Raw genomic sequence first — 21,550 nt, 5'->3', positions numbered from 1 at the left:
GCCCGCAGAGTCGCCGCCGCGGCGCTCGACCGGTCACCGCGGTGCACCACCGAGATCGTCCGGCGGAACGCGGCGGGATCCAGCCTCCGTACGGACAGCGGCGTCGGCGACATCGCCGCGACCATCTCGGGAACCACCGCGATCCCGATGCCCGCGCTGACCAGGGCGCACACCAGCGCATAACCGGGCGACTCGCAGACCACCGCGGGCAGTGCGCCCGCCTCGGCCAGGGCACTCTCCACGCCGCGCCGCGGCGGATGCGTGGGCGCGCTGCTGATCAGCGGCCGGCCCGCGAGGTCCGTCACCGGAAGCCGCCCGCTGCCGTCGGCCAGGACCTGCCCGACGGCGGTGATCAGCACCAGTTCCTCGACCAGCAGGGGCTCGGCACTGACGCCCGAGGGCAGTGGCGTCGCGGCGGCCGGTTCGTACGCGTGCGTCAGCGCGAGATCGACCTCGCCCGCCGCCACCGCCGCCACCCCGCCCGGCGGCTCGTACTCCGTGACGACCAGCTCCACATCCGGGTGCGCCCGGCGGAAGGCGCTCAGCACGGGAGGCAGCAGATGGATGCCGGCCGTGGTGAAGGTGCCGACCCGCAGGCGTCCTCCGGAGAGTCCGGCGAGACGGGCCAGCTCGTGGCGGGCCTGGTCCATCTCGTCCAGGACCCGCCGAGCCCGGCCGACGAGCAGCTCGCCCGCGGCGGTGAGACGGGCGCCCCGGTGGTGCCGGACCAGCAGCGCGGCACCGGCCTCCCGCTCCAGCTTGGCGAGCTGCTGGGAGAGCGCGGGGGCCGTGTAGCCCAGGCGGGAGGCGGCCCGGGTGATCGAACCGGCCTCGGCGACCGCCACCAGCGCCGCGAGCCGTGTCGGGTCGTACATTAAGCATTCCTTTTGGCAGACCCACGAGATTGCAAGTACATGCTAAAGGCTGTTCGGGTCCAGGGTGGAGCCATGGACGCCCAACTGACTGCCTTCCTCGGAGTCGCCGCCGCCATGGTCGCGCTGCCCGGAGCGGACTTCGCCGTCGTCGTACGCAACGCTCTCGCCTCGCGGTCGGCGGGGGTGGCCACCGCGCTCGGCGTCGCCGGGGGGCTGCTCGTCCACACCGCGCTCGCCGTCGCCGGGCTGGCCGCCGTGCTGGTGGCGGTGCCGGTGCTGTTCCGCACGGTTCAGCTCCTCGGCGGGGTGTACGTGCTCTACCTGGGCGTCAGCGCGCTGCGCTCGGCCCGGCGCCGCGACGGGCAGGCGCACGCCCCCGAAGCCGCGGCGGACCGGCCGGACGGCGGGCAGGCCGCAGTCGGGACCCGGCGCGCACTGCGCCAGGGCTTCCTGACCAACGCGCTGAACCCCAAGGCGCCGGTGCTCTTCCTCAGCCTGCTGCCGCAGTTCGTCCCCGCCGGGGCCGACCCGCTGCCCAGGACGCTGCTGCTCGCCGTGATCGTCGTGCTGCTCGCACTGATCTGGTTCCCGGCCGTGGCGCTCCTGGTGGACCGCCTGGGCCGGTGGCTGCGCCGGCCGCGTACCGCCCGGGCGATCGAGGGCGGCAGCGGCGCGGCACTCACCGCACTCGGTGCGGTGCTGGTGACCGGCACCCTGCTGCACTGATCTCGGGTGCGGATCCGGTGGCGGGGCACAGGCGTCAGCGGACCCGCCCGTAGAAGACGCTCTTCGTCCAGATCCTCTCCAGCCGCACCACGGCGCCGGTCTTCGGCGAGTGCCAGATTCTTCCGCTGCCCGCGTAGATGCCCACGTGGAAGATGCTGCGGCCGGAATGGAAGAAGACCAGATCGCCGCGTTGCCGCTTCGAGGCCGAGATGTGGCGGGTCTTGTTGTACTGCTGCTGCGCCGTACGAGGGAGCTTCTTGCCCACTTTTTTGAACGAATAGAGCGTCAGCCCCGAACAGTCGAAACGGCTGGGGCCGGTGGCGCCCCACCGGTACGGCGAGCCCTTCTTCGACGCGGCGATGTCGAGTGCCTTCAACGAATGAGTCGCGGCCTGGGCGTCGGTCACGGCGCCGGGGGCGAACAGCGTGCCGCCGACGGCGGCGAGAGTCATGACCGAGGCCGTTGTGGCCCTGGCAAGCAGAGACGGGACATGAACCTGCGCACTCATGCGCAACCCTTCGTCAGCCGCCTGTGAAGGATGACCTGTCGGGTTCGGGCTGGCGAAGTTGCCCGGCCGCACAAGGCGGCTTCACCCCGAGGGACAACCGGAGGTCCGGTCGGCCCGTTGTGCTCGGGTCCTCCACTCCTGCCGATCCACTCCTGTCGACCAGGCATCCGGGCGGCGGCAGGACTCGGCGTCCGCCCGGACCGCCCCGCCGCGGTGGCGGGGGCTTGTCGTCCCAGGGATCTTGACTCACCGACCGCCGGATTTCCGAGGTGAAACGGTGATATGTGAGGCTCATCACGACTGACCTGATCGGGTGGACAGGGGGTTTTACGGGGAGTTGCCGGGCCTCCCCCGCCCGTGCCGTACCAGCGGCGTAACGGGAGATTTCACCCATGGACCACCTCGAAAGCGCAAGTTGAGCTGTCCCTCGTGCGAGGTGACACCTACGCCGAACGAGCGAGATAATTCGGTCCACCCGTCGGGCGTGTCGGCGCAAGGGGGTTGATCAACTCGTCGGGGCCGGCGGTACGGTGACCCGCCCGGCGCGGCGCTCGCCGTCCAGTACCCGTAGCGCCCGCGTCAACGTGGCGGAGTGGATCCGGGCTTCACCCCGCTCGTGCATCAGTGCGAGCGCGTCCCGCAGCGCCGCGGCGTGGGAGGCGAGCGCCTGCGCGGCGCGCAGGGCCCGGTAGGTGTCGTCGGCGCGGGCCGGGTTGATCCGGCCCAACTGGTCGACGACCTCCAGATAGCGGTCGATGAACTCGCCCTCCGCGCGGGTCAGGGCGGGCAGCGGCGGGAACTCCGGTGGCTGCATCGGGGCTTCACCGCGCGACGGGCGGTGGCAGTGCGGGACCGCGGCTCTGCACGATGTGGTCGATCAGCCCATAGGCCTTGGCGCCCTCGGCGTCGAGGATGAGATCGCGCTCGGTGTCGGCGGTGATCTGCTCGGCGGAGCGTCCGGTGTGGCGGACCAGCATGCCCGTCAGCGTCTCGCGCATCCGGGCCAGTTCCCGGGCCTCGATCTCCAGGTCGGACGGCTGCCCCTGCACCGGTTCGGCGAGTTCCGGCTGTTGCATCACGACCCGTGCGCCGGGCAGCGCGTGCCGTCGGCCGGGGGCTCCCGCGGCCAGCAGCACGGCCGCGCCGGCGCCCGCCTGGCCGAGGCAGAAGGTCTCCACCTCGCAGGTGAGGAACGCCATCGTGTCGTAGACCGCGGTCATGGCTCCGAACGAGCCGCCGGGGGAGTTGATGTAGAGCTGGATGGGCCGGTCGGGCGCGTTGTGCTCCAGGTACATGAACTGCGCGACCAGGTCGTTGGCCGCGGTGTCGTCGACCGGGGTACCGAGGAAGACGACCCGTTCGGCCAGCAGCTTGGAGTACGGGTCGAGCGTGCGGGTCCCCTGGGACGTGCGCTCGGTGAACTCGGGCAGTACGTAGCGGGCGGCGGGGCGGTGCATGGCGAAGACCTCTCCTCCGGGGCGCGCAGGGGCCCGTGGGGGTGCCTGCGCGCGCTTCTGTGGAAAATGTACAGGACGTACAGAAGGTTATGGTGGAGAGCGTGCCCTGGTGATCCAGGGGAAACAACAGATCAGACGCGGTTTCGCTCTCGGCTTGAGAGACGAAATCTGACAATCTCTCACACAGCAGGTCGAGAGGGCCCGTCCTTGAAGCCCAGCAGGGCCTCCAACTGAGCGGACGCCGAACGCATGTCATCGGCCGTCGGATGTACGTACACGCGCTTGGTGCAGCCGGCGTTCATGTGCCCTGCCCACGCCGCCAGAACCGTGTCCGGCACACCGTTCATCGCCAGGAACGTGAGACAGGTGTGGCGGGCTTCGTACAGGCGTGTCAGCCTTCCGGGCCTTGCGGGGGACGGTGATGTACTCGGCGACGTTCCGGGCCACCAGGCGGCGCCTGACGGCCAGCCGGAGGGCCGCGCGCAGGCGGCCCAGCACCCCGTCAGGGCCCTGTACTCGTGAAGCTGCCGTTACCCGTCATGTAGCAGAACGTGATGGCCCTGGGGTGCGGTTCAGCGCTTCGCGTCCAGTTGAGACCGGTGATTGCCACGATATGGAGATCCAAGTTGGTTGAGGCGCGGAGGCACCGGTGCGGCAGGAGTGGGAGCCAGAGGACCTGATCGAGGTCTGGACGCTTCTTGAGGACGAAGTTGTGCGGCTGCGGAACAAGACCGGGGCGAATCGGCTGGGCTTCGCCCTGCTGCTGAAGTTCTTCGAGGTCGAGGCGCGGTTCCCTGAGAATGCGGGAGAAGTTCCGGCGCCCGCGGTGGCGTACGTGGCCCAGCAGGTGAAGGTGCCGGCCGAGGAGTGGGCCGCGTACGACTGGCAGGGCCGGGCAATCACCCGGCACCGCACGGAGATCCGTACGGCTTTCGGATTCCGGGCGGGCACCGAGGAGGACCAGGAGCGGCTGGCGGAGTGGCTGGCCGCAGAACTGTGCCCGGTGGAGCTCTCGCGCGAGCGTCTGATGGCGGCGGTGGTGGCCCGATGCCGCAATGACCACATCGAGCCGCCGGCCCCGGCGAAGGTGCAGCGGCTAGTGGGCCGGGCGGTCACGGACTTCGAGGCCCAGTTCTGCCGCAGCAGGTTAGAGCGGATCTCGCACGCGACGCGCTCCCGGCTGGAGGACCTGGTCGTCGGCAGCGGGGGCGAGACGGGCGAGGGCGCGGCCGGTGAGGACTCGGTGGCGGGCGGCGGACGGTCGCACTTTGCCGAGTTGAAGACCGATCCGGGGGCGCCGGGGCTGGAGAGCCTGCTGGCGGAGGTGAACAAGCTCCAGCGGGTGCGGTGGCTGGAGCTGCCTGCGGACTTGTTCGCGGATGTGTCGGAGAAGCTGGTGGATGCGTGGCGGGCGCGGGCGTCGAAGGAGTACCCGGCGAATCTGGAGCGGATGAAGCCGCCGCGGCGCCTGACGCTGCTGGCCGCGCTGTGTCATGTGCGGCAGACGGAGATCACCGACTCGTTGGTGGACCTGTTCATCCAGCTTGTGCTGAAGATCAACACCCGGGCGGAGCGGAAGGTCGACAAGGAGCTGAACGCCGAGCTGAAGAAGATCCGGGGCAAGGAGGGCATGCTGCTGCGGGTCGCGGAGGCTGCGCTGTCCGAGCCGTCCGGCACGGTGCGGCGGGTGATCTATCCCGTGGTCGGTGGGGAGAAGACGCTGAAGGCCCTGGCGGCGGAGGCCGCGGCGAACGAGGCCCGCTACAAAGCGCGGGTCCGTACGGTGCTGCGGTCGTCGTACTCGGCGCACTGGCGGCGGATGCTCTCGCCGCTGCTGGGCTCGCTGGAATGGAAGTGCAACAACACCGCTTACCGGCCGGTGATGGACGCGATCGACCTGCTCAAGCGGTATCTGGAGCAGCCGTTGAAGGAGGGGGCGTTCTTCGATCAGGCGGAGACGGTGCCGCTGGCGGGGGTGGTGCCCGAGCAGTGGCGGGCGGCGGTGGTGGATGACAAGGGGCGGGTCGAGCGCATCCCGTACGAGCTGTGCGTGCTGGTTGCTCTGCGGGATGCGGTGCGCCGGCGGGAGATCTGGGTGGTGGGGGCGAACCGGTGGCGTAACCCGGAGGACGACCTGCCCGCCGACTTCGAGGACAACCGGGATGTGCACTACGCCGCGCTGGGCCAGCCGCAGGACTCCGGCGAGTTCATCACCGCCCTGCAAGACAGGCTCCGCACCTCGCTGGACCGTTTCGAGAGCGCCCTGGCGGAGGGCACGTCTGGCGGGGTGGCCATCGTGAAGAAGCACGGTGAGCCGTGGATTCGGGTTTCCCCGCGCGGCAAGCAGGAGGAGCCGGAGAACCTGGTGGCGGTCAAGGGCGAGATCGAACGGCGCTGGGGCACCATCGACCTGCTGGACATCCTGAAGTACGCGGAGTTCGACACGGACTTCATCGCCGAGTTCACCTCGGTGGCCACCCGCGAGAACCTGTCCAAGGACGTACTGCGGCGCCGCCTGCTGCTGGTCCTGTTCGGGCTGGGCACCAACATGGGCATCAAGCGGGTCGCGGTGACCGGCAAGCACGGCGAGTCCGAGGCGACCCTGCGGCGGGTACGGCACCTGTTCGTCAACCGCGCCAACATGCGCGCGGCCGTGCGCAAGCTGGTGAACGCTACCTTCGCCGCCCGGGACGAAATGTGGTGGGGCACCGGGACGGCGTGCGCCTCCGACAGCCGCAAGTTCGGGGCCTGGTCCTCGAACCTGATGACCGAGTGGCACCAGCGCTACCGCGGTCCCGGTGTGATGATCTACTGGCACGTGGAACGGAAATCGGTCTGCATCTACTCCCAGCTGAAGTCCTGTTCGGCCTCCGAGGTCGCCTCGATGATCGAGGGCGTGCTGCGGCACTGCACCGACATGGACGTGGACCGGCAGTACACCGACACCCACGGGGCGTCCATCGTCGGCTTCGCCTTCGCCCACATGCTCGACTTCAAGCTGATGCCGAGGCTGAAGAACATCGGCTCCGCAAAGCTGTACCGGCCGGCGGCCGGGCAGGACGAGAAGTGGCCGAACCTCGCGCCGGTGCTGTCCACCAAGACGATCAACTGGGACCTGATCGCCCAGCAGTACGACCAGATCGTGAAGTACACCACCGCCCTGCGCCTGGGCACCGCCGAAGCCGAGCAGGTCCTGCGCCGGTTCACCCGCGGCGGCCCCAAGCACCCCACCTACCAGGCGATCGAGGAACTCGGGCGGGCAGTGCGCACTGCGTTCGTGTGCGACTACCTCGCCGACGTCGAGATGCGCCAGGAGATCCACGAAGGGCTCCAGGTCGTGGAGAACTGGAACTCCGCGAACAAGGACCTCTTCTACGGCAAGGACGGCGACCTGGCCGGCGCGGACAAGGAATCCCAGGAGGTCAGCATGCTGGCGCTGCACCTGCTCCAGTCCGCCCTGGTCCACGTCAACACGTTGCTGATGCAGCAGGTCCTCGCCGATCCGAAGTGGGCCGACACTCTCACCGACGCGGACCGGCGGGCGCTGTCGCCGCTGTTCTGGACGCACGTGAATCCCTACGGACGGTTCGAGCTGGACATGAACCGGCGCCTCGACCTGGATCTGACCGCCCGGACCATGCCGGGCCCGCGCACCCCTGCCGATGAACCGGCCGCGGTCTCGGGGTGATGGCGCAGCGTCACCTCGGAGCGCTCGGGCTGGTGCTGAATGCCGCCGTCGGGGAGTTGCGGGCGCTGCCGGTCGAGGAGCGTAAGCACGACGTCCTGGACGAGGACGTTGCCCGCTTCTTCCCGCTCAAGCACGCGGACCTCAACGTACTCGGCCGCTACAGCTTCCGCGCTTTCACCTCGGTCGACGGCGGCGTGCGCGCCCGCTGCGCGACCCGAGTGCGCCGGAGCTGGACGAGGACGACGACGGCGGGCAGGAGCAAGTATCAGGAGCTGACCAGGCCCGGCCCGTGACCGGTGTTCAGGTATCGCTTCGACGGCAGAACTTCGCTTGAAGGAGATCGGTGAAGATTCCGATGGGGTCGTCCCAACTGTCCTTGCTCCAGTCGCCGTTGACGTTGGTGGTGACCATCTGTTCGCCATCGCGAGCGCCGTAGGCGTAGGACCATGATCCGAAGAGCGCACCCCCCATGCCCCAGACCGTTTCCCCGCAGGGCAGTCTCACTGAGGAAACGCCGAGGCCGTAGGCGGCGTTGGAAATCCAGTCGCGGGTGGGCACGGTGGTGAACATGTCGCGTTGTTGGTCCGGTGGCAGTATCCGGCCCCCCAGCAGGGCGCCGAAGAACCGGTTGAGGTCCCCGGCGGTGGAGATCATGCCGCCGGCAGCCCAGAACATGGATGAATCGAACTCGGTCGCGTCGTGGACCGGCGCGCCGGGGTCGGTCTGGAACAGCTTCGTGTAGTGCCGGGAGTGTGGCCCGTGGATCGTCGGGTCGCTGCCATGCGGCAGGTACGTGCCAGCCAGGCCGAGTGGGCGGGAGATCCGCTCCGTGATCTCCTCGGCGAGCGCGCGGCCGGTGGCCCGTTCGATGATCACGCCTGCGAGGACGTAGTTGGTGTTGGAGTATGCCCAGCCCGAACCCGGTATGAAGGTGGGTGGATGGGACATGGCGATCTGCACCAGTGACTCGGGCGGGTGTGTCTCGTAACGGTTCAGTGCTTCCTGGTCGTCGGTGTAGTTGAAGATCCCGCTGGTGTGGTTGAGCAGCATCCTGATGTTCACCCTGGCACCGTCGTGGTGATGGCCATGGACCACGCCGGGCAGCCACTGTTCCGCGGTGTCATCCAGACTCAGTCTGCCTTCCGCTGCCAGCTGCATCACGACGGTGGCCACGAACGTCTTGCTGATGCTGCCGATGCGGAACCGGTCCTGCTGTGAACGCTTGCGGCCGGTTCGGGTGTCGGCCACTCCTGCGGTCCCGAACCACTGCCGGTCGCCGTCGTAAACCTCAGCAAGAATGCCGGGAAGGCCGCCGTGAGTCACGGCTTGCTGAAGTAAGCGCTGAATCGCCTCGTAGCCCGCGGCCCCTGAGGCCGGCGCGGACTCAGATTTCGCGCCCCCTGTTTTGACCGGTTCGGCGCCTGGTCGGCCGCTGTCTATATGAGCGGTGTGTCGATGCATGTAATCCTCCTTGTCGTGTGTGACCCGTAAGTGACCGTCGGCCCATCTCCACAGCGTGATTCACTGACACACCGGCTCTCACCAGGGGCTTAGCGCCCAGCGCAGCGAGCGGTCCATCGTGCACGCCTACAGGACCTACTGCGCATCCCGGCAAGGGCACGGCCGCGGGGTGAACTGGCCGTGTCAGGTTGTTTCCAGTGGTCACTGATCCTGGCTGTTGAGCGTCTGCCGTACGCGGTCCGCCAGCTCGGCCTGATCGATACCTGCCAAGGCGAGAGCACGGGGCACGGTGCCGACTTGAGCCTGCAGGATCCCGAGCAGCAAATGCGCTGGCCGCAGGTCCTTCTTGTGGGCGGAGGCGAAGCTCCGATCCAGTGCGAGTCTGACGGATGCACCCATCTTGGGCTGCTGGGAAGCGTGGCTCGGCCTGGGAAGGTCATAGGCGGCCGGAGAAACTCCAACCATGTTCAGGCTGTGCTCGAACTCTCGATCCAGTGCATCGCGGACAGCAGCGTGATCGAGCCCTGCCGAGGCCAGGACCTGTTGTGCGGTAGTTCCCTGATCGGCGGCGAGCGACAGCAGGAGATGGTGCGCGTCGATCGTCGCTGACCCGTCCTCGTGGGCTTCGTGCATCGCCCGCACGATGACTGCGTGCAGGTACTTGTCAAACGCGCTCATCGCCGCGCCTCCTCAGCTTGACTCCGGCGGCGATGAGCCGCTTGGCGTGCTTCTTGTGGACGGCTTGGCGGGTGACACCGAGCGCCTCGGAGACCTGCGGCCAACTCCAGCCCGCTCGCATGGCCTGCTCGACAGCAGCGACCTCCAGTTGATCGGCAAGGCGTCGCAGCGCCACGACAGCCGCCAGGGCGTCAGCGGGCTCTTGAGGAAGGGAATTCTTGCCGACGGACATGCAAGCAACTGTAGTTGACTAATAGAGATAGTCAACCCACGTTGCTAATAGCTGGGACAGGGGGCGGTGATCTATCGGAGGCTCGTGATCACGCGCCGCTCTGTCGCCAAACGAACGAATGACGACAGGCGCGGCGGGCGTCCAATGAACCCAGGCTTTCGGGGGTCCGACGGCGGCGCAGATCCAATCAGATCCGATGACGGCTGCTGACAGGGTTTGCTGACAGCTAGGGTCGAATGCGAGCACTGACGCGGGGAGTGGCATGGCCAACCTGGTCTACAAGCGGGTGTCGACCGACCAGCAGTCGACCGACCGTCAGAACCTCGTTCTGGACGAGGCCGGGATCGAGGACCCGGTCGCCTTCGAGGAAGCCGCGGGCACCTCCAGTCGCCTCCACCCGCTTCAGCGCCCGAAGTTCGCCGAGCTGCTCGTGTACGCGCGGCCGGGCGACACCGTCCACATCTCCGAGATGTTCCGCCTGGTGCGCGGCACCGGGCACATCCTCGACGTGCTCGACGTCCTGCACCGCGACCGGCTCGCCCTGCGAATCCACGACGGCGCGTTCTCCGCGATGGACCTCACCGCCCGCCACCCGCGCACCGGCGAGCTGCTGTCCACGGTGAAGTTCATGGTGCAGACCCTCGCCGCCGCCGGCGAACTCCAACGCGACCTCCAGCGGGAGCTGACGTACGACGGACTGAGGGCGGCCGAGGCCAAGGGCAACAAGGGCGGGCGCCGCCCCGCCGTCCCGACCGCGAAGACCGACGCTGTGCGCACCGCGTACCTGGAAGGCCGGTCCATCGCGGCCCTCGCCCGCGACTACGACGTCAGCCGCGGCGCTATCCGAACCGCCGTCGCCGACCTCCTGCCCGAGCACACGGCCGCCGACCCGGGCACCCCGGCCCCTGAACTGCCTGTCGTCCTCGACATGCCGGGCAAGGTCGCCGACTTCCTCCGCGCCGCCGAACTGGAGCCCGCCGAGCGCGCCACGCTCGACCAGGGCGTGACCGTTCGGCGCGGCCAGGGCTACACCCTGCGCATCAAGGCCGTGCCCGCGATCCACCGCCGACTCCTCGGCCTCTGCCAAGCCCTCGACGGCACCGCGGCGGTTCCGGCACAACGCAAGGCCCGCCGCGAGTACGAGAACCGCGTCAACCTGTATGCCCCCGCTGCGGACCTCGGAAATCAGTCACGCTCCGCTACATGACGGGTAACGGCAGCTTCACGAGTACAGGGCCGTCAGCCGTCGTCGTGCGCAGGCCGGTGCCGGCCCTCCGCGGCGCTGCGCCGACACCAGCAGCCAGGCGACCATCAACTTGACGTGCTTCTTCCGTGCGCTCCTGCAGGCGCAGGTGGCGCGGGCGCATGCGCGGAGGCAGGGGTTGCCGTTCGGGCCGGCTTGGAACGCCAAGCGCATGCGGCGCTCGGTCCGGCCTGGTGCGACATCGTGGAGCGGGCCGCTGGCGACCCGTCGGGCAGCAGCTTCGGGGCTGGGCACCTGCGGGGCTTCGAAGGCGTGTGCGAGCTATACGTCGGTGATCCGGGGCGGGCGCACGACCGGTTCGAGGCGTCGGCGTCGGAGCTGGTCGCACCTCGGGAGCGGGTGCAACGGGCGATCGTGACGACGGACCAGGCGCTGGCCCGTATCCGGATGGGTGACCCTCGGTCGGCCGCTGATCTCCTGCACGGGTGCGTTCTTGCCGTGACTACGACCGGCGGCCGTGTCCCGGCCATCCGCCTCCGCAGGGCACGGACGGAGCTCCGCCCGTGGCGGTGGGAGGCCTTCGTCGCCGACCTGGACGATCACCTCATGGACGTGCTGGGCACCTGAACCCTTGAAACATGACACCACCCGCCGAGGGGCTGACTGCCTGTAGACGCGTGTCCCTCGCTCTTCGGGGGCGCGCCCGTAGGACCGTCACCGGCGGTGCGCCGCCCGCGGCAGCAGGAGTCAGGCGAAGGTTCGGCGCAGATGCGCCGTCAGGCGTTCCGGCACGGCCGGGTGGAAGCGTCCGGAGAGGTAGCCGTCCGGGCGGATCAGGAGGGCCTCGCCGTCACGCGGCGCATAGGCGTCGCGGAACTCGCCCGCCGCGTCGCGCACCCGCGGCGGGCGCAGGCCGACCGGGCGGGCGTCCTGCGGCACTTCTGCGGCGGTGACCAGATAGGCGTCGAGCAGGCCGTGGGCAGCGCGATGCGCCGCGGCGGCGCAGGCCTCGAGCCGGGCGGCGCCGTCGCCCGAGGCGTGCTCCGAGTCCGCGAACAGCAGCAGCACGTGCCGCGGGGTGCGCAGCAGGTCGAACAGCCGTCGCGGGTAGGAGGCGAGGTCGCTCAGCAGGCCGCGGCAGTCCGGTGCCCGGTCGCCGGGGGCAGGACCGGCCGCGGGTGTGCCGTCCGCCGCCTGCTGCTGGACCAACGGGCTGTCCGGGTAGGCGACCAGCAGTTGGGCCTGGCGCCGCAGCAGCATCTCGGCATCGGCCCCGTCGCTGCTGAGGCCGGTGCCGGCATGGCGGACGGTACGGGCATGGTGGACGGTGCGGCCGACCACCTCCTGCGCGACCGGGTGGCGTTCGGCGTGATAGCTCTCCAGCACGTCGTCCGTGGCCAGACCGCGGACGGTCAGGGCCAGCTTCCAGGCGAGGTTGTAGGCGTCCTGCACGCCGGTGTTCAGGCCCTGCCCGCCGATAGGCGGGTGGATGTGCGCGGCGTCCCCGGCGACGAAGAGGCGGCCGTTGCGGTAGCGGTCCACCATGCGGTGGCTGGTCCGGAAGGCGGACGACCAGCGCAGCGTGGAGGCGGTCGTCGGCTCCGGGGACAGCCGGTCGAGCACGGCCTGGATCTGGCCGAGGTCCGGTCCGTGGCCATCCCCCAGGCCGAGGCCGATCGCGTCCGACGCGCTTGAGCCGTCTTCGCCCCCCGCGTGGGAGCCGGGGCGCAGCATCGACAGCCAGTACCGCCGAACGCCCGGCATCGGAATGCAGACGAGCATGTCGTCCATCGCACCGTTCGCGTCCCGGTTCACGGCCCGCATGCTGTAGCCGGCGGGCAGTTCCCAGTCGACCTCGACGTCGCCGATCATGTACTGCTCGGGGAAGGCGTCGCCCTCGAAGGCCAGCCCGGCAGCCTTGCGGACCAGGCTGTGCGCGCCGTCGCAACCCACGACGTAGCGGGCGTGCAGACGCTCGATCCGGCCGTCCGCGTGCGCGAGGACGGCCTCGACCTCGTCCGGGCGCATCTCCACCGAGCGGAGCTCGGTCGCCCGCTCCACCTCCGTGCCGAAGCGGGCAAGATGCTCGGTGAGCAGCCGCTCGGTCGCGGACTGGGGCAGCGTGGCGAAGGGGTAGGGGATCTCGGGCGACAGAGTCAGCTCGACCCGGGGGCTCGGCTTGCCGTCGATGAAGACCAGCTGGCCCAGGTGCGGCACCGCGTGGTCCAGCGCCCCGCGGACCAGGCCCATGGTGTCCCACACCTCCAGCGTGCGGGGCAGGACGCCGATGGCCTTGGCATAGGGTTTCGGGACGGCCAACCGGTCGACGATGCGGCAGTCCACGCCGTGTCGCCGCAGCTCGGCCGCCGCCGTCAGGCCCACCGGGCCCGCGCCCACTACGAGTACGTCGACATCGGCCATGATCAGGCTCCCTCGTCGTCCGGCTTGCTTTCCGAGCCGTGTGCTGCACCAGGTTGCGCCGACCCGAAAAGGTTGAGGTTCCCCAGCAGTGCGGACCCGGAGGAATCAAAACCCTTTCTTTGCCAATAGCTTACCGAGCCACATGAGACGACATCTTGAACCGTGTCCTATGCGGGGTCGGCCCGTTGGCCTGTGCATGGGGCGGGGTACGTGGAGTTGGATTGTTCCGGACGGGCTGTGGGAGATCGCCGAGCCGCTGATCCCGCCGTCGAAGGTGCGGCCGCAGGGCGGCGGAACGCAGGACACGCCTGACGAGACGCTGTTCGCCGCGATCATCTACGTCCTGGTCAGCGCCTGCGCCAGGCGGGCACTGCCGCCTGGCTTCGGGACATCGAAATCCACGGCCCACCGCAGGTTCCTGATCTGGTCAAGAGCCGGTGTCTGGGGCCGGCTCCACGAGGAGATCCTGCACCGCCTGGATGATGCCGACGTGCTCGACCTCTCCCGGGCAGTCCTCGACTCCGCGCACGTGAGGGCTAAAAAAGGGCGAACTCACAGGTCCGAGGACGCCGCCGTCCTTGAGCTGGTAGGTGGTGGTGCGGTCCTCGACCGGCGCGGCCGGCGCGGCAATGAACGCGGGGGTGACGATGCCGCCGCACGGCTTGAACGTGGCGGGGGCGGAAGTGGAGGTACGCACGATGATCTCCTCGAAGCAGAGCAGGTTTCGTGGGGCCCCGTCCGGCGGGCATGGATACACAGGCCGGGGTCGTCCTGCGTCCCCTCGATGCGGCGCAGCGTGTCATCCGTCAGGCCGTCGAAGCGGGCGGCGTATCCGGCGGTCGCGGTCACGTAACTCCTCGACCGGGCCGACCACGGAGGCCGGCGCGGCGGGGACGTACTCAGCGGTCCGCTTGTACGAGAGGAACGCCTTGTCGAGCACGGGGGCCTCGGTGAGGAGGAAGCCGTTCACAAGGGGCTGCCGTACTGGTCGGCGAAGTCCTGGTCGATGCCGCGGCCGGTCAGGTAGCGGCGGGCGAGGACCAGGCCGGCGGAGGTGGTGGTGCTGAGGACCGCCGTGTCGACGTCCGCAGCTGCGGCGATACGACGGTGGCGGGAGGCGGGAGCATGACGGGCTCCTGGTTGAGTCAGGTCGTTCCGTACGTGGCCGCGCGATTCAGGGACTCCGGGACAAGGACGGAGATTCTTCGCCAGGAGCTGGCCGACGCGATCCGGCAGGCGGCTCTGGACGGCCTGCTGCGGAAGGACATGTGCGAGGTCACCGGGTATACCCGTCAGCAGGTCCGACGGTTCACGAACGCCGGCCCTGGTGAGCTGGCGGCCGAGTGAATCCGTAGCTCGCGGCGTCTCGCATGCGTCTCGCGCACTGCACGCACGAAGAAGCCCAGCCCCCTCGGGAGCTGGGCTTTTCTGGTGTCGCACGGACTCTGTGGCCATCAGGAACGGGGCATAGGCTGGGGAGCATGGCCTACGAGATTCCGGTGACGCAAGCCCGAGCTGAGCTCGCCGAACTGATCAACCGTGTCGTCTACGGCGGTGAGCGAGTGGTGGTGACGCGGCACGGCAAGCCGCTCGTGGCGTTCGTATCGGCCGCTGACCTGGAGCGACTTGAGGACGAGGAGGCGGCGGAGCAGGAGCAGGAGCAGGTGATCAGCTCGGTCTCCTCGATCAGCTCCTTGTCGTCCGCTCCCGGCGAACGCCATCGCTTCGGTATCGCCGCGGAACACCGGGGGCAGCAGGGTCCGGGGGACTGATACGGAAATGCCGTGCACCCCCGCCCGTGGAGGGCGGCGGGGCACGGCTCTTCCGTGCGGTGTCTCAGCCGGTCAGTGCGGGGTGACGCTCGGGTGCGGCGGCGGAGTCCGCCTTCCTGGGCTTGCGCCGGCCGCCGATGAACACCGCGGTCAGTCCCAGCACGGTCCACAGGGTGAGGGTCAGGAGCGCTCGGCCCGCCGCGTTGCCGTCGAAGAACGCGACGGACCGCAGCAGCGATCCGCCCGCGCCCGGCGGCAGCCACTGGCCGATCGTGCCGACCGGCCGGGGGAGCAGTTCGGGAGCGCTGGTGACGCCCGAGAAGGGGTTGCCCACCAGCACCATCAGCAGCGACCCCAGCCCGACGCCCGCTGTTCCGATCAGCGCGGCGAGCCCGGCCACCGTGGCGCCGATCGCGAGCACGGTGAGTCCGAACGCGCCCGCCTCGCTCCACCAGTCGCCGGTCAGGACCCCGAGCCAGCTGTCCGTGAGCGCGGCGGACACCATCCCCACGAGGGCGGCGACCCCGAGCAGGGCCGCGGCCGCCCGGCCGCCGCGCAGGCCCAGCATGGTCACCGCGGCTCCGGCGGCCACGCCCGCGATGGCCAGGGGCAGGATGCTCGCGCCGAGGACGCTGCCGCGCGGATCCGTGGCCGGCGCCGCCACCACGTCCGTGACCGGGACCGCGGCGCCGTCCGGGGCCTGGGCGGTGACCGCGTCGTGCAGCAGCTGGGCGACCACCGGGCTCGCCGCGGACGCGGTCAGCAGCGTGGGGCCTTTCGCGGTGACCGCCACCGCGCCGTATACGGACCGGTGCTCGATCGCGGTGCGGGCGGCGGCCTCGGAGTCGTACCGGTGGATCTCGAAGGCGCCGTCACGCTCTTCGAGCCGTCCCTGGAGCTGGTCGGCGGCCGGACCGGAGCCGACGACGCCGACGGGCAGCTCGCGCGGGGCCATCCGGGCGGCGGGCCAGGCGAAGGCCCAGAGGGCGAGGGCCACCACGGCGGGGACCAGAAGGACGACCGCCACCAGGCGGCGGTCGGGGGCAGTGGGCATGGCGGAGGCCTCGATTCAAAGAGAATGATCGTTCGTTTTAGATAAGGCCTCACTGTCCCGTCATGGCTGGGACTTGTCAAGAAGGAACGTTCGTTTTAGATTGAGGGCATGGCCCGTGTATCCCAGGAACACCTCGATGCCCGCCGCCGGCAGATCCTCGACGGCGCCGCGCGCTGCTTCGCCCGCGACGGGTTCCACGGCACCTCGATGCAGGACGTGCTGAAGGAGGTCGGACTGTCGGCAGGTGCGGTGTACCGCTACTTCAGCGGCAAGGAGGATCTGATCGCGGCCATCGCCGGGGAGGCGGTCGCCGGCGTCCGGCAGGCGTTCGAACGGGCCGCCCAGGTCAGCCCGCCGCCCACGCCCGATGTTCTGATCGGCCGCGTGGTGCGCACCCTGTTCGCCGAAGGTGTGGACGGGGGGCGCGGGCTGGACCGGCGCGCGTACGCCGGGCTGATCGTGCAGGTGTGGTCCGAGTCCCTGCGCAGCGACCGGCTGGCGGCCACCCTCGTCGAGGCGTACGAGGGGCTGCGGGCGTCATGGTCCGAGCTGGTCAGGGCGTACCGGGAGCAGGGCGTGCTCGCCGTCGATGTGCCGGACGAGCGGGTCGCCCGCACGCTGATCGCCGCCGCCCAGGGATTCATCGTCCAGATGGCCATGTTCGGTGACCCCGGGCCCGAGACCATGGAGGACGGTCTGCGGGGGCTCATGGCCATGGATGTGCAAAAGATCAGTTAACGCGCCGGAAAAACTTCGGCTCTAACGTGCAATACCTCGCCGCGCGGCACCGGTTCGGCATTCAACAGTCTGTTGAGGGCGGCTAGTGTCGCGCTGCGCCCAGGGCCGGTACTGGGCGGACGACTGTGAGGTGGACACGTGCAACTGACCCCGCACGAGCAGGAACGTCTGCTCATTCACGTAGCCGCGGATGTGGCGGAGAAGCGCCGCGCCCGCGGACTGCGGCTCAATCACCCCGAGGCGGTGGCCCTCATCACCTCCCATCTGATGGAGGGTGCCCGCGACGGCCGTACGGTCACGGAGCTGATGGCATCCGGGCGCAAGGTGCTCAGCCGCGACGACGTCATGGACGGCATAGCCGAGATGATCCATGACGTACAGGTCGAGGCGACCTTCCCGGACGGCACCAAGCTCGTCACCGTCCACGATCCGATCGTCTGACGGGCCGCCGATGATTCCGGGCGAGATCCTGTACGCGGACGGACCGGTGCCGCTCAACGCGGGCCGGACCGTCACCCGCCTCACCGTGCTCAACGCGGCCGACCGGCCTGTCCAGGTCGGCTCGCACTACCACTTCGCCGAGGCCAACCCCGGCCTGGAGTTCGACCGTACGGCAGCCCGCGGGCTGCGACTGAACATCGCCGCCGGCACGGCCGTCCGCTTCGAGCCCGGCATACCCGTCGACATCGAACTCGTCCCCCTGGCCGGACGGCGGATCGTCCCGGGCCTGCGCGGCGAGACCGGAGGTGCTCTCGATGGCTGAACTCCATCGCGCCGTGTACGCGGACCTGTTCGGTCCCACCACCGGCGACCGGATCCGTCTCGCCGACACCGATCTGCTCGTGGAGATCGAGGAGGACCGCTGCGGCGGCCCCGGACTCGCGGGCGACGAGGCGGTGTTCGGCGGCGGCAAGGTGATCCGCGAGTCCATGGGCCAGGCGCGCACCACCCGCGCCGAAGGCGCCCCCGACACGGTCGTCACCGGCGCCGTCATCATCGACCACTGGGGCATCGTCAAGGCGGACATCGGCATCCGCGACGGCCGGATCACCGGGATCGGCAAGGCCGGCAACCCGGACACCATGGACGGCGTCCATCCGGAGCTGGTCATCGGTCCGGAGACCGAAATCATCGCGGGCAACGGGAAGTTCATCACCGCGGGCGCCATCGACGCGCATGTGCACTTCATCTCGCCGACCCTCATGGACCAGGCGCTCTCCTCAGGCATCACCACGCTCGTCGGCGGCGGTACCGGTCCGGCCGAGGGCACCAAGGCCACCACCATCACCCCGGGCCCCTGGCACCTCGCCCGGATGTTCGCGGCACTGGAGGCGTACCCCGTCAACATCGGTCTGCTCGGCAAGGGCAACACGATGTCCCGCGAGGCCATGCACTCCCAACTGCGGGCAGGGGCGCTCGGGTTCAAGATCCACGAGGACTGGGGGGCGACACCCGCCGTCATCGACGCCTGCCTCGGCGTCTGCGAGGAGACCGGTGCCCAGCTGGCCATCCACACGGACACGCTCAACGAGGCCGGGTTCGTCGCCGACACCCTGGCCGCCATCGCCGGGCGCTCCATCCACGCGTACCACACCGAGGGGGCGGGAGGCGGGCACGCGCCCGACATCATCAGTGTCGTCTCGGAGCCGTACGTCCTGCCCAGTTCCACCAACCCCACCCGGCCGCACACCGTCAACACCATCGAGGAACACCTCGACATGCTGATGGTCTGTCATCACCTCAACCCCGCCGTGCCGGAGGACCTGGCCTTCGCCGAATCACGGATCCGGCCCTCCACCATCGCGGCGGAGGACATCCTCCATGACCTGGGCGCCATCTCGATCATCTCGTCCGACTCCCAGGCGATGGGCCGCATCGGGGAGGTCGTCCTGCGCACCTGGCAGACCGCGCACGTGATGAAGAGGCGTCGCGGCGCGCTGCCGGGCGACGGGCGTGCGGACAACCGCCGAGTCCGTCGCTATGTCGCCAAATACACCATCAACCCCGCGGTGGCCCAAGGCCTCGACCAGGAGATCGGCTCGGTCGAGATCGGCAAGCTCGCCGATCTGGTGCTGTGGGAACCGGCGTTCTTCGGAGTGAAACCGCAGACCGTCATCAAGGGCGGCCAGATCGCGTACGCGCAGATGGGCGACGCCAACGCCTCCATACCCACCCCGCAGCCCGTCCTGCCCCGGCCCATGTTCGGCGCCGTCGGCCGGGCCCCGGCCGCCAACTCGTTCAACTTCGTGGCAGCGGCGGCGATCGAGGACGGGCTGCCGGAGCGGCTCGCACTCGGGAAGCGGTTCGTCCCGATCACGAGTACCCGGGGGGTCGGCAAGGCCGACATGCGGGAGAACGACGCGCTGCCACGGGTCGACGTCGACCCCGACAGCTTCGCCGTGACCATCGACGGCGAACCGGTCGAACCGGCACCTGCTGCCGAACTCCCCATGGCACAGCGCTACTTCCTCTTCTGAGAACGGTCCCCTGATGAGCCGTGCAGCCCTGCTCGTCCTGGCCGACGGCCGGTTCCCCGCCGGCGGCCATGCCCACTCCGGTGGTGCGGAACCGGCCGTCGGGGCAGGACGCGTCCGCAACGCCGAGGACCTCGCCGACTTCTGCCGGGGCCGCCTCCACACCACCGGGCTCACCGCCGCGGCGCTCGCCGCAGCGGCTGCCCACGGGCACGACCCGCTCGCCCTCGACGAGGCCGCCGACGCCCGCACCCCCTCGCCCGCGCTGCGTGCGGTGGCGCGCAGGCTCGGCCGCCAGCTGATGCGGGCGGCCCGCGCGACCTGGCCCAGCGGCGAACTCGACGCGCTCGCGCAGGCCCGTCCGCGAGGCGTCCACCAGCCCGTCGTGCTGGGTCTCACCGCCCGCGCGGCAGGGCTCGGGCCGCAGGATGCCGCGCACTGCGCCGCGTACGAAGCGGTGAGCGGGCCGGCCACGGCGGTGGTCCGACTGCTCTCCCTCAACCCGTTCGACGCCACCGCCGTCCTTGCCCGGCTCGCTCCCGAACTCGACCACGTCGCCGAACTGGCTGCCGCCGCAGCCCGCGGAAGCATCGACGAACTGCCCGCCGCGTCGGCCCCGTTGCTCGACATCACCGCCGAGGCCCACGCCGGATGGCCGGTCCGGCTGTTCGCCTCGTAGCCCCGCTCGCAGAAGAACTCGTTGACCCGAAACAGCACAGGAGCCGCACCATGCACCTCGACCACTCCCATCCCGGCCCGGCCGCTGTCGGCGCCGACGCCGCACGCCCCGACGGCACCCGGCGGGCCCTGCGCATCGGGCTCGGCGGACCGGTCGGCTCCGGCAAGACCGCGACCGTGGCCGCGCTCTGCCGCACCCTGCGCGACCAGCTGTCCCTCGCGGTCGTCACCAACGACATCTACACCCGCGAGGACGCGGCGTTCCTGCTGCGCAACGCGGTACTGCCGCCCGAGCGGATCCAGGCCGTCGAGACCGGCGCCTGCCCGCACACCGCCATCCGCGACGACATATCCGCCAACCTCGAAGCCGTCGAGGACCTGGAGGACGCGGTGGGGCCGCTCGACCTCATCCTCGTCGAGTCCGGCGGCGACAACCTCACGGCCACCTTCTCCAAGGGGCTCGTCGACGCCCAGATCTTCATCATCGACGTGGCGGGGGGCGACGACATCCCGCGCAAGGGCGGGCCCGGTGTCACCACCTCCGACCTGCTCGTGATCAACAAGACGGACCTGGCTCCCTACGTCGGCTCCGACCTCGGCCGGATGGCCCGCGACGCCGCACAACAGCGGGGCGAACTGCCCGTCCTGTTCACCTCGCTCACCTCCGGCGAAGGCGTCGGACCCGTCGCCGACTGGGTGCGGGGGCAGCTCGCCTCCTGGACCGCATGAGCGTCCGGGCCACCGCCCGCGTCACCGCCGTACGCGACAGCCGCGGCGCGACCTCGCTCCCCGTCCTGGAGAGCGAGGGGCCGCTCGCCCTGCGACGGACCAGGGCCGTGTCACCCGGCTCGGCCCGCGTCACCGTGGTCGGCGCGATGAGCGCGCCGCTCGGCGGTGACCGGCTCGCCATCGAGGTGCGCGCCGATCCGGGCGCCCGGCTCGCCGTCGACTCGGCCGCGGCCACACTCGCCCTCCCCGGCCCCGGGCCGGGGACCGGACCCGCCCGCTACGAGGTGCGGCTGAGCGCGGGGGAGGGGGCCGAGCTCAGCTGGCTGCCGGAACAGCTCATCTCCGCGCACGGCAGCGAACTGATCACGCGGACCACCGCCGAACTCGCGCCCACCGCAAGGCTGGTGCTGCGCGAGGAGCAGATCCTCGGCCGCCACGGAGAGAGCCCCGGCACCCTCCTCAGCAGGCTCACCGTCCGCCGCGCCGGGCGCCCGCTCCTCGACCAGCAGGTGGCCTACGGGCCCGGGGCCCCCGGCGGCTGGGACGGCCCGGCCGTGCTCGGCGGCCACCGCGCCGTCGGGCAACTGCTCTTCGTGGAGCCGTCGTTCGACGACCGGAGCCCGGAAGGCAGGCTGCTGGGACCGACCGCCGTGCTCACCCGCCTCGCCGGCCCCGCCGTGCTGGTCACCGCGGTGGCCGCCGACGCGAGGGAGCTGCGGGCCGTGCTGGACCGTGCGCACGGCGAGCTGACGGCCGCCGCGGCCGGCTGAACACCGCTGAGCGCGACCACCCTTCTGGCGCGCCACGACGACGCGACACGACGGGCGGCCCGGCAGCGCTCCACGGACCGTGAGC

At 70.2% G+C, this 21,550-nt stretch carries 23 protein-coding genes, 2 pseudogenes and 1 riboswitch; of the genes and pseudogenes, 15 read left to right on the top strand and 10 right to left on the bottom strand.

Annotated elements, in window-relative coordinates; genetic code table 11:
• On the bottom strand, nucleotides 1-875 hold an 875-nt coding region (locus tag J1C73_RS07070; RefSeq protein ID WP_207315581.1), incomplete at its 3' end, for a LysR family transcriptional regulator.
• Between the two features lie 72 nt (nucleotides 876-947).
• Between J1C73_RS07070 and J1C73_RS07065 the strand changes: the two genes are divergently transcribed.
• Nucleotides 948-1,601: a LysE family translocator gene (locus tag J1C73_RS07065; RefSeq protein ID WP_207315580.1), complete on the top strand. Its 654-nt coding sequence runs from the start codon at nucleotides 948-950 to the stop codon at nucleotides 1,599-1,601.
• Between the two features lie 34 nt (nucleotides 1,602-1,635).
• On the opposite strand, the gene J1C73_RS07060 is transcribed toward J1C73_RS07065, so the two are convergent.
• The 3 genes from J1C73_RS07060 to J1C73_RS07050 form a co-directional block, all read right to left on the bottom strand.
• Nucleotides 1,636-2,109, bottom strand: a complete 474-nt coding sequence (locus tag J1C73_RS07060) for a C40 family peptidase (protein ID WP_207315579.1) — start codon at nucleotides 2,107-2,109, stop codon at nucleotides 1,636-1,638.
• A gap of 3 nt (nucleotides 2,110-2,112) precedes the next feature.
• Nucleotides 2,113-2,285: riboswitch (cyclic di-AMP (ydaO/yuaA leader) on the bottom strand.
• Between the two features lie 329 nt (nucleotides 2,286-2,614).
• A complete protein-coding gene (locus tag J1C73_RS07055; RefSeq protein WP_123467850.1) occupies nucleotides 2,615-2,923 on the bottom strand; it encodes a hypothetical protein in 309 nt (102 codons plus the stop codon).
• Nucleotides 2,924-2,930: 7 nt separating this feature from the next.
• Nucleotides 2,931-3,566, bottom strand: coding sequence for an ATP-dependent Clp protease proteolytic subunit (locus J1C73_RS07050; RefSeq protein ID WP_207315578.1), 636 nt, complete (start codon nucleotides 3,564-3,566; stop codon nucleotides 2,931-2,933).
• A 649-nt stretch (nucleotides 3,567-4,215) separates the two neighbouring features.
• Here J1C73_RS07050 and J1C73_RS07045 point away from each other — a divergent pair.
• Both J1C73_RS07045 and J1C73_RS07040 read left to right on the top strand, forming a co-directional pair.
• On the top strand, nucleotides 4,216-7,254 hold the full coding sequence (locus J1C73_RS07045) for a Tn3 family transposase (RefSeq protein WP_207315577.1): 3,039 nt from the start codon (nucleotides 4,216-4,218) through the stop codon (nucleotides 7,252-7,254).
• 14 nt (nucleotides 7,255-7,268) lie between these two features.
• Nucleotides 7,269-7,501: pseudogene (locus J1C73_RS07040) on the top strand (hypothetical protein); the annotation flags it as partial.
• A 53-nt stretch (nucleotides 7,502-7,554) separates the two neighbouring features.
• On the opposite strand, the gene J1C73_RS07035 reads toward J1C73_RS07040, so the two are convergent.
• From J1C73_RS07035 to J1C73_RS07025, 3 genes are all read right to left on the bottom strand, one after another.
• Nucleotides 7,555-8,715: a serine hydrolase domain-containing protein gene (locus J1C73_RS07035; RefSeq protein WP_207315575.1), complete on the bottom strand. Its 1,161-nt coding sequence runs from the start codon at nucleotides 8,713-8,715 to the stop codon at nucleotides 7,555-7,557.
• A 201-nt stretch (nucleotides 8,716-8,916) separates the two neighbouring features.
• A complete protein-coding gene (locus tag J1C73_RS07030) occupies nucleotides 8,917-9,393 on the bottom strand; it encodes a Clp protease N-terminal domain-containing protein (RefSeq protein ID WP_207315574.1) in 477 nt (158 codons plus the stop codon).
• Nucleotides 9,380-9,625, bottom strand: coding sequence for a hypothetical protein (locus tag J1C73_RS07025; protein WP_207315573.1), 246 nt, complete (start codon nucleotides 9,623-9,625; stop codon nucleotides 9,380-9,382). Before J1C73_RS07025 ends, J1C73_RS07030 begins: the two co-directional genes overlap by 14 nt.
• Before the next feature lie 262 nt (nucleotides 9,626-9,887).
• Here J1C73_RS07025 and J1C73_RS07020 point away from each other — a divergent pair, with 262 nt between their 5' ends.
• Nucleotides 9,888-10,832, top strand: a complete 945-nt coding sequence (locus J1C73_RS07020) for a recombinase family protein (protein ID WP_207315572.1) — start codon at nucleotides 9,888-9,890, stop codon at nucleotides 10,830-10,832.
• A gap of 240 nt (nucleotides 10,833-11,072) precedes the next feature.
• The gene (locus tag J1C73_RS07015; protein WP_207315571.1) at nucleotides 11,073-11,456 is read left to right on the top strand and encodes a hypothetical protein; all 384 of its coding nucleotides are present in this window, start codon (nucleotides 11,073-11,075) and stop codon (nucleotides 11,454-11,456) included.
• Between the two features lie 120 nt (nucleotides 11,457-11,576).
• On the opposite strand, the gene J1C73_RS07010 is transcribed toward J1C73_RS07015, so the two are convergent.
• A complete protein-coding gene (locus J1C73_RS07010) occupies nucleotides 11,577-13,250 on the bottom strand; it encodes an FAD-dependent monooxygenase (RefSeq protein WP_207315570.1) in 1,674 nt (557 codons plus the stop codon).
• A 196-nt stretch (nucleotides 13,251-13,446) separates the two neighbouring features.
• Between J1C73_RS07010 and J1C73_RS07005 the strand changes: the two are divergent.
• A pseudogene (locus J1C73_RS07005) lies at nucleotides 13,447-13,806 on the top strand (transposase); the annotation flags it as partial.
• Between the two features lie 243 nt (nucleotides 13,807-14,049).
• Here the strand turns inward: J1C73_RS07005 and J1C73_RS07000 are convergent.
• Nucleotides 14,050-14,220 (bottom strand): hypothetical protein, encoded by a 171-nt coding sequence (locus tag J1C73_RS07000; protein ID WP_207315582.1) that lies wholly within the window; start codon nucleotides 14,218-14,220, stop codon nucleotides 14,050-14,052.
• A gap of 155 nt (nucleotides 14,221-14,375) precedes the next feature.
• On the opposite strand from J1C73_RS07000, the gene J1C73_RS06995 reads away from it, so the two are divergent.
• Complete coding sequence (locus J1C73_RS06995; RefSeq protein ID WP_207315569.1) at nucleotides 14,376-14,597, top strand: hypothetical protein; 222 nt, start codon at nucleotides 14,376-14,378, stop codon at nucleotides 14,595-14,597.
• Nucleotides 14,598-14,731: 134 nt separating this feature from the next.
• Nucleotides 14,732-15,022 carry a type II toxin-antitoxin system Phd/YefM family antitoxin gene (locus J1C73_RS06990; protein ID WP_207315568.1) on the top strand — a complete coding sequence of 97 codons (291 nt, stop codon included), beginning with the start codon at nucleotides 14,732-14,734 and terminating at the stop codon, nucleotides 15,020-15,022.
• 64 nt (nucleotides 15,023-15,086) lie between these two features.
• On the opposite strand, the gene J1C73_RS06985 is transcribed toward J1C73_RS06990, so the two are convergent.
• Nucleotides 15,087-16,076 carry an ABC transporter permease gene (locus J1C73_RS06985; RefSeq protein WP_207315567.1) on the bottom strand — a complete coding sequence of 330 codons (990 nt, stop codon included), beginning with the start codon at nucleotides 16,074-16,076 and terminating at the stop codon, nucleotides 15,087-15,089.
• A gap of 108 nt (nucleotides 16,077-16,184) precedes the next feature.
• Here J1C73_RS06985 and J1C73_RS06980 point away from each other — a divergent pair, with 108 nt between their 5' ends.
• From J1C73_RS06980 to J1C73_RS06950, 7 genes are all read left to right on the top strand, one after another.
• On the top strand, nucleotides 16,185-16,814 hold the full coding sequence (locus J1C73_RS06980; protein ID WP_207315566.1) for a TetR/AcrR family transcriptional regulator: 630 nt from the start codon (nucleotides 16,185-16,187) through the stop codon (nucleotides 16,812-16,814).
• A 138-nt stretch (nucleotides 16,815-16,952) separates the two neighbouring features.
• Nucleotides 16,953-17,255 carry an urease subunit gamma gene (locus J1C73_RS06975; protein ID WP_123467820.1) on the top strand — a complete coding sequence of 101 codons (303 nt, stop codon included), beginning with the start codon at nucleotides 16,953-16,955 and terminating at the stop codon, nucleotides 17,253-17,255.
• Between the two features lie 10 nt (nucleotides 17,256-17,265).
• On the top strand, nucleotides 17,266-17,577 hold the full coding sequence (locus J1C73_RS06970; protein ID WP_207315565.1) for an urease subunit beta: 312 nt from the start codon (nucleotides 17,266-17,268) through the stop codon (nucleotides 17,575-17,577).
• Nucleotides 17,570-19,291, top strand: a complete 1,722-nt coding sequence (locus J1C73_RS06965) for an urease subunit alpha (RefSeq protein ID WP_207315564.1) — start codon at nucleotides 17,570-17,572, stop codon at nucleotides 19,289-19,291. Before J1C73_RS06970 ends, J1C73_RS06965 begins: the two co-directional genes overlap by 8 nt.
• 13 nt (nucleotides 19,292-19,304) lie before the next feature.
• Nucleotides 19,305-19,967, top strand: a complete 663-nt coding sequence (locus J1C73_RS06960) for an urease accessory protein UreF (protein WP_207315563.1) — start codon at nucleotides 19,305-19,307, stop codon at nucleotides 19,965-19,967.
• A 50-nt stretch (nucleotides 19,968-20,017) separates the two neighbouring features.
• Nucleotides 20,018-20,695: an urease accessory protein UreG gene (gene ureG, locus J1C73_RS06955; RefSeq protein ID WP_207315562.1), complete on the top strand. Its 678-nt coding sequence runs from the start codon at nucleotides 20,018-20,020 to the stop codon at nucleotides 20,693-20,695.
• A complete protein-coding gene (locus J1C73_RS06950) occupies nucleotides 20,692-21,465 on the top strand; it encodes an urease accessory protein UreD (RefSeq protein WP_207315561.1) in 774 nt (257 codons plus the stop codon). The genes ureG and J1C73_RS06950 overlap by 4 nt, the downstream gene beginning before the upstream one ends.
• Nucleotides 21,466-21,550: the final 85 nt, after the last annotated feature.

It is taken from the genome of Streptomyces laculatispora (assembly GCF_017353455.1).
Lineage (GTDB): Bacteria > Actinomycetota > Actinomycetes > Streptomycetales > Streptomycetaceae > Streptomyces > Streptomyces laculatispora.
This window is presented reverse-complemented; position numbering and strand designations above follow the sequence as displayed.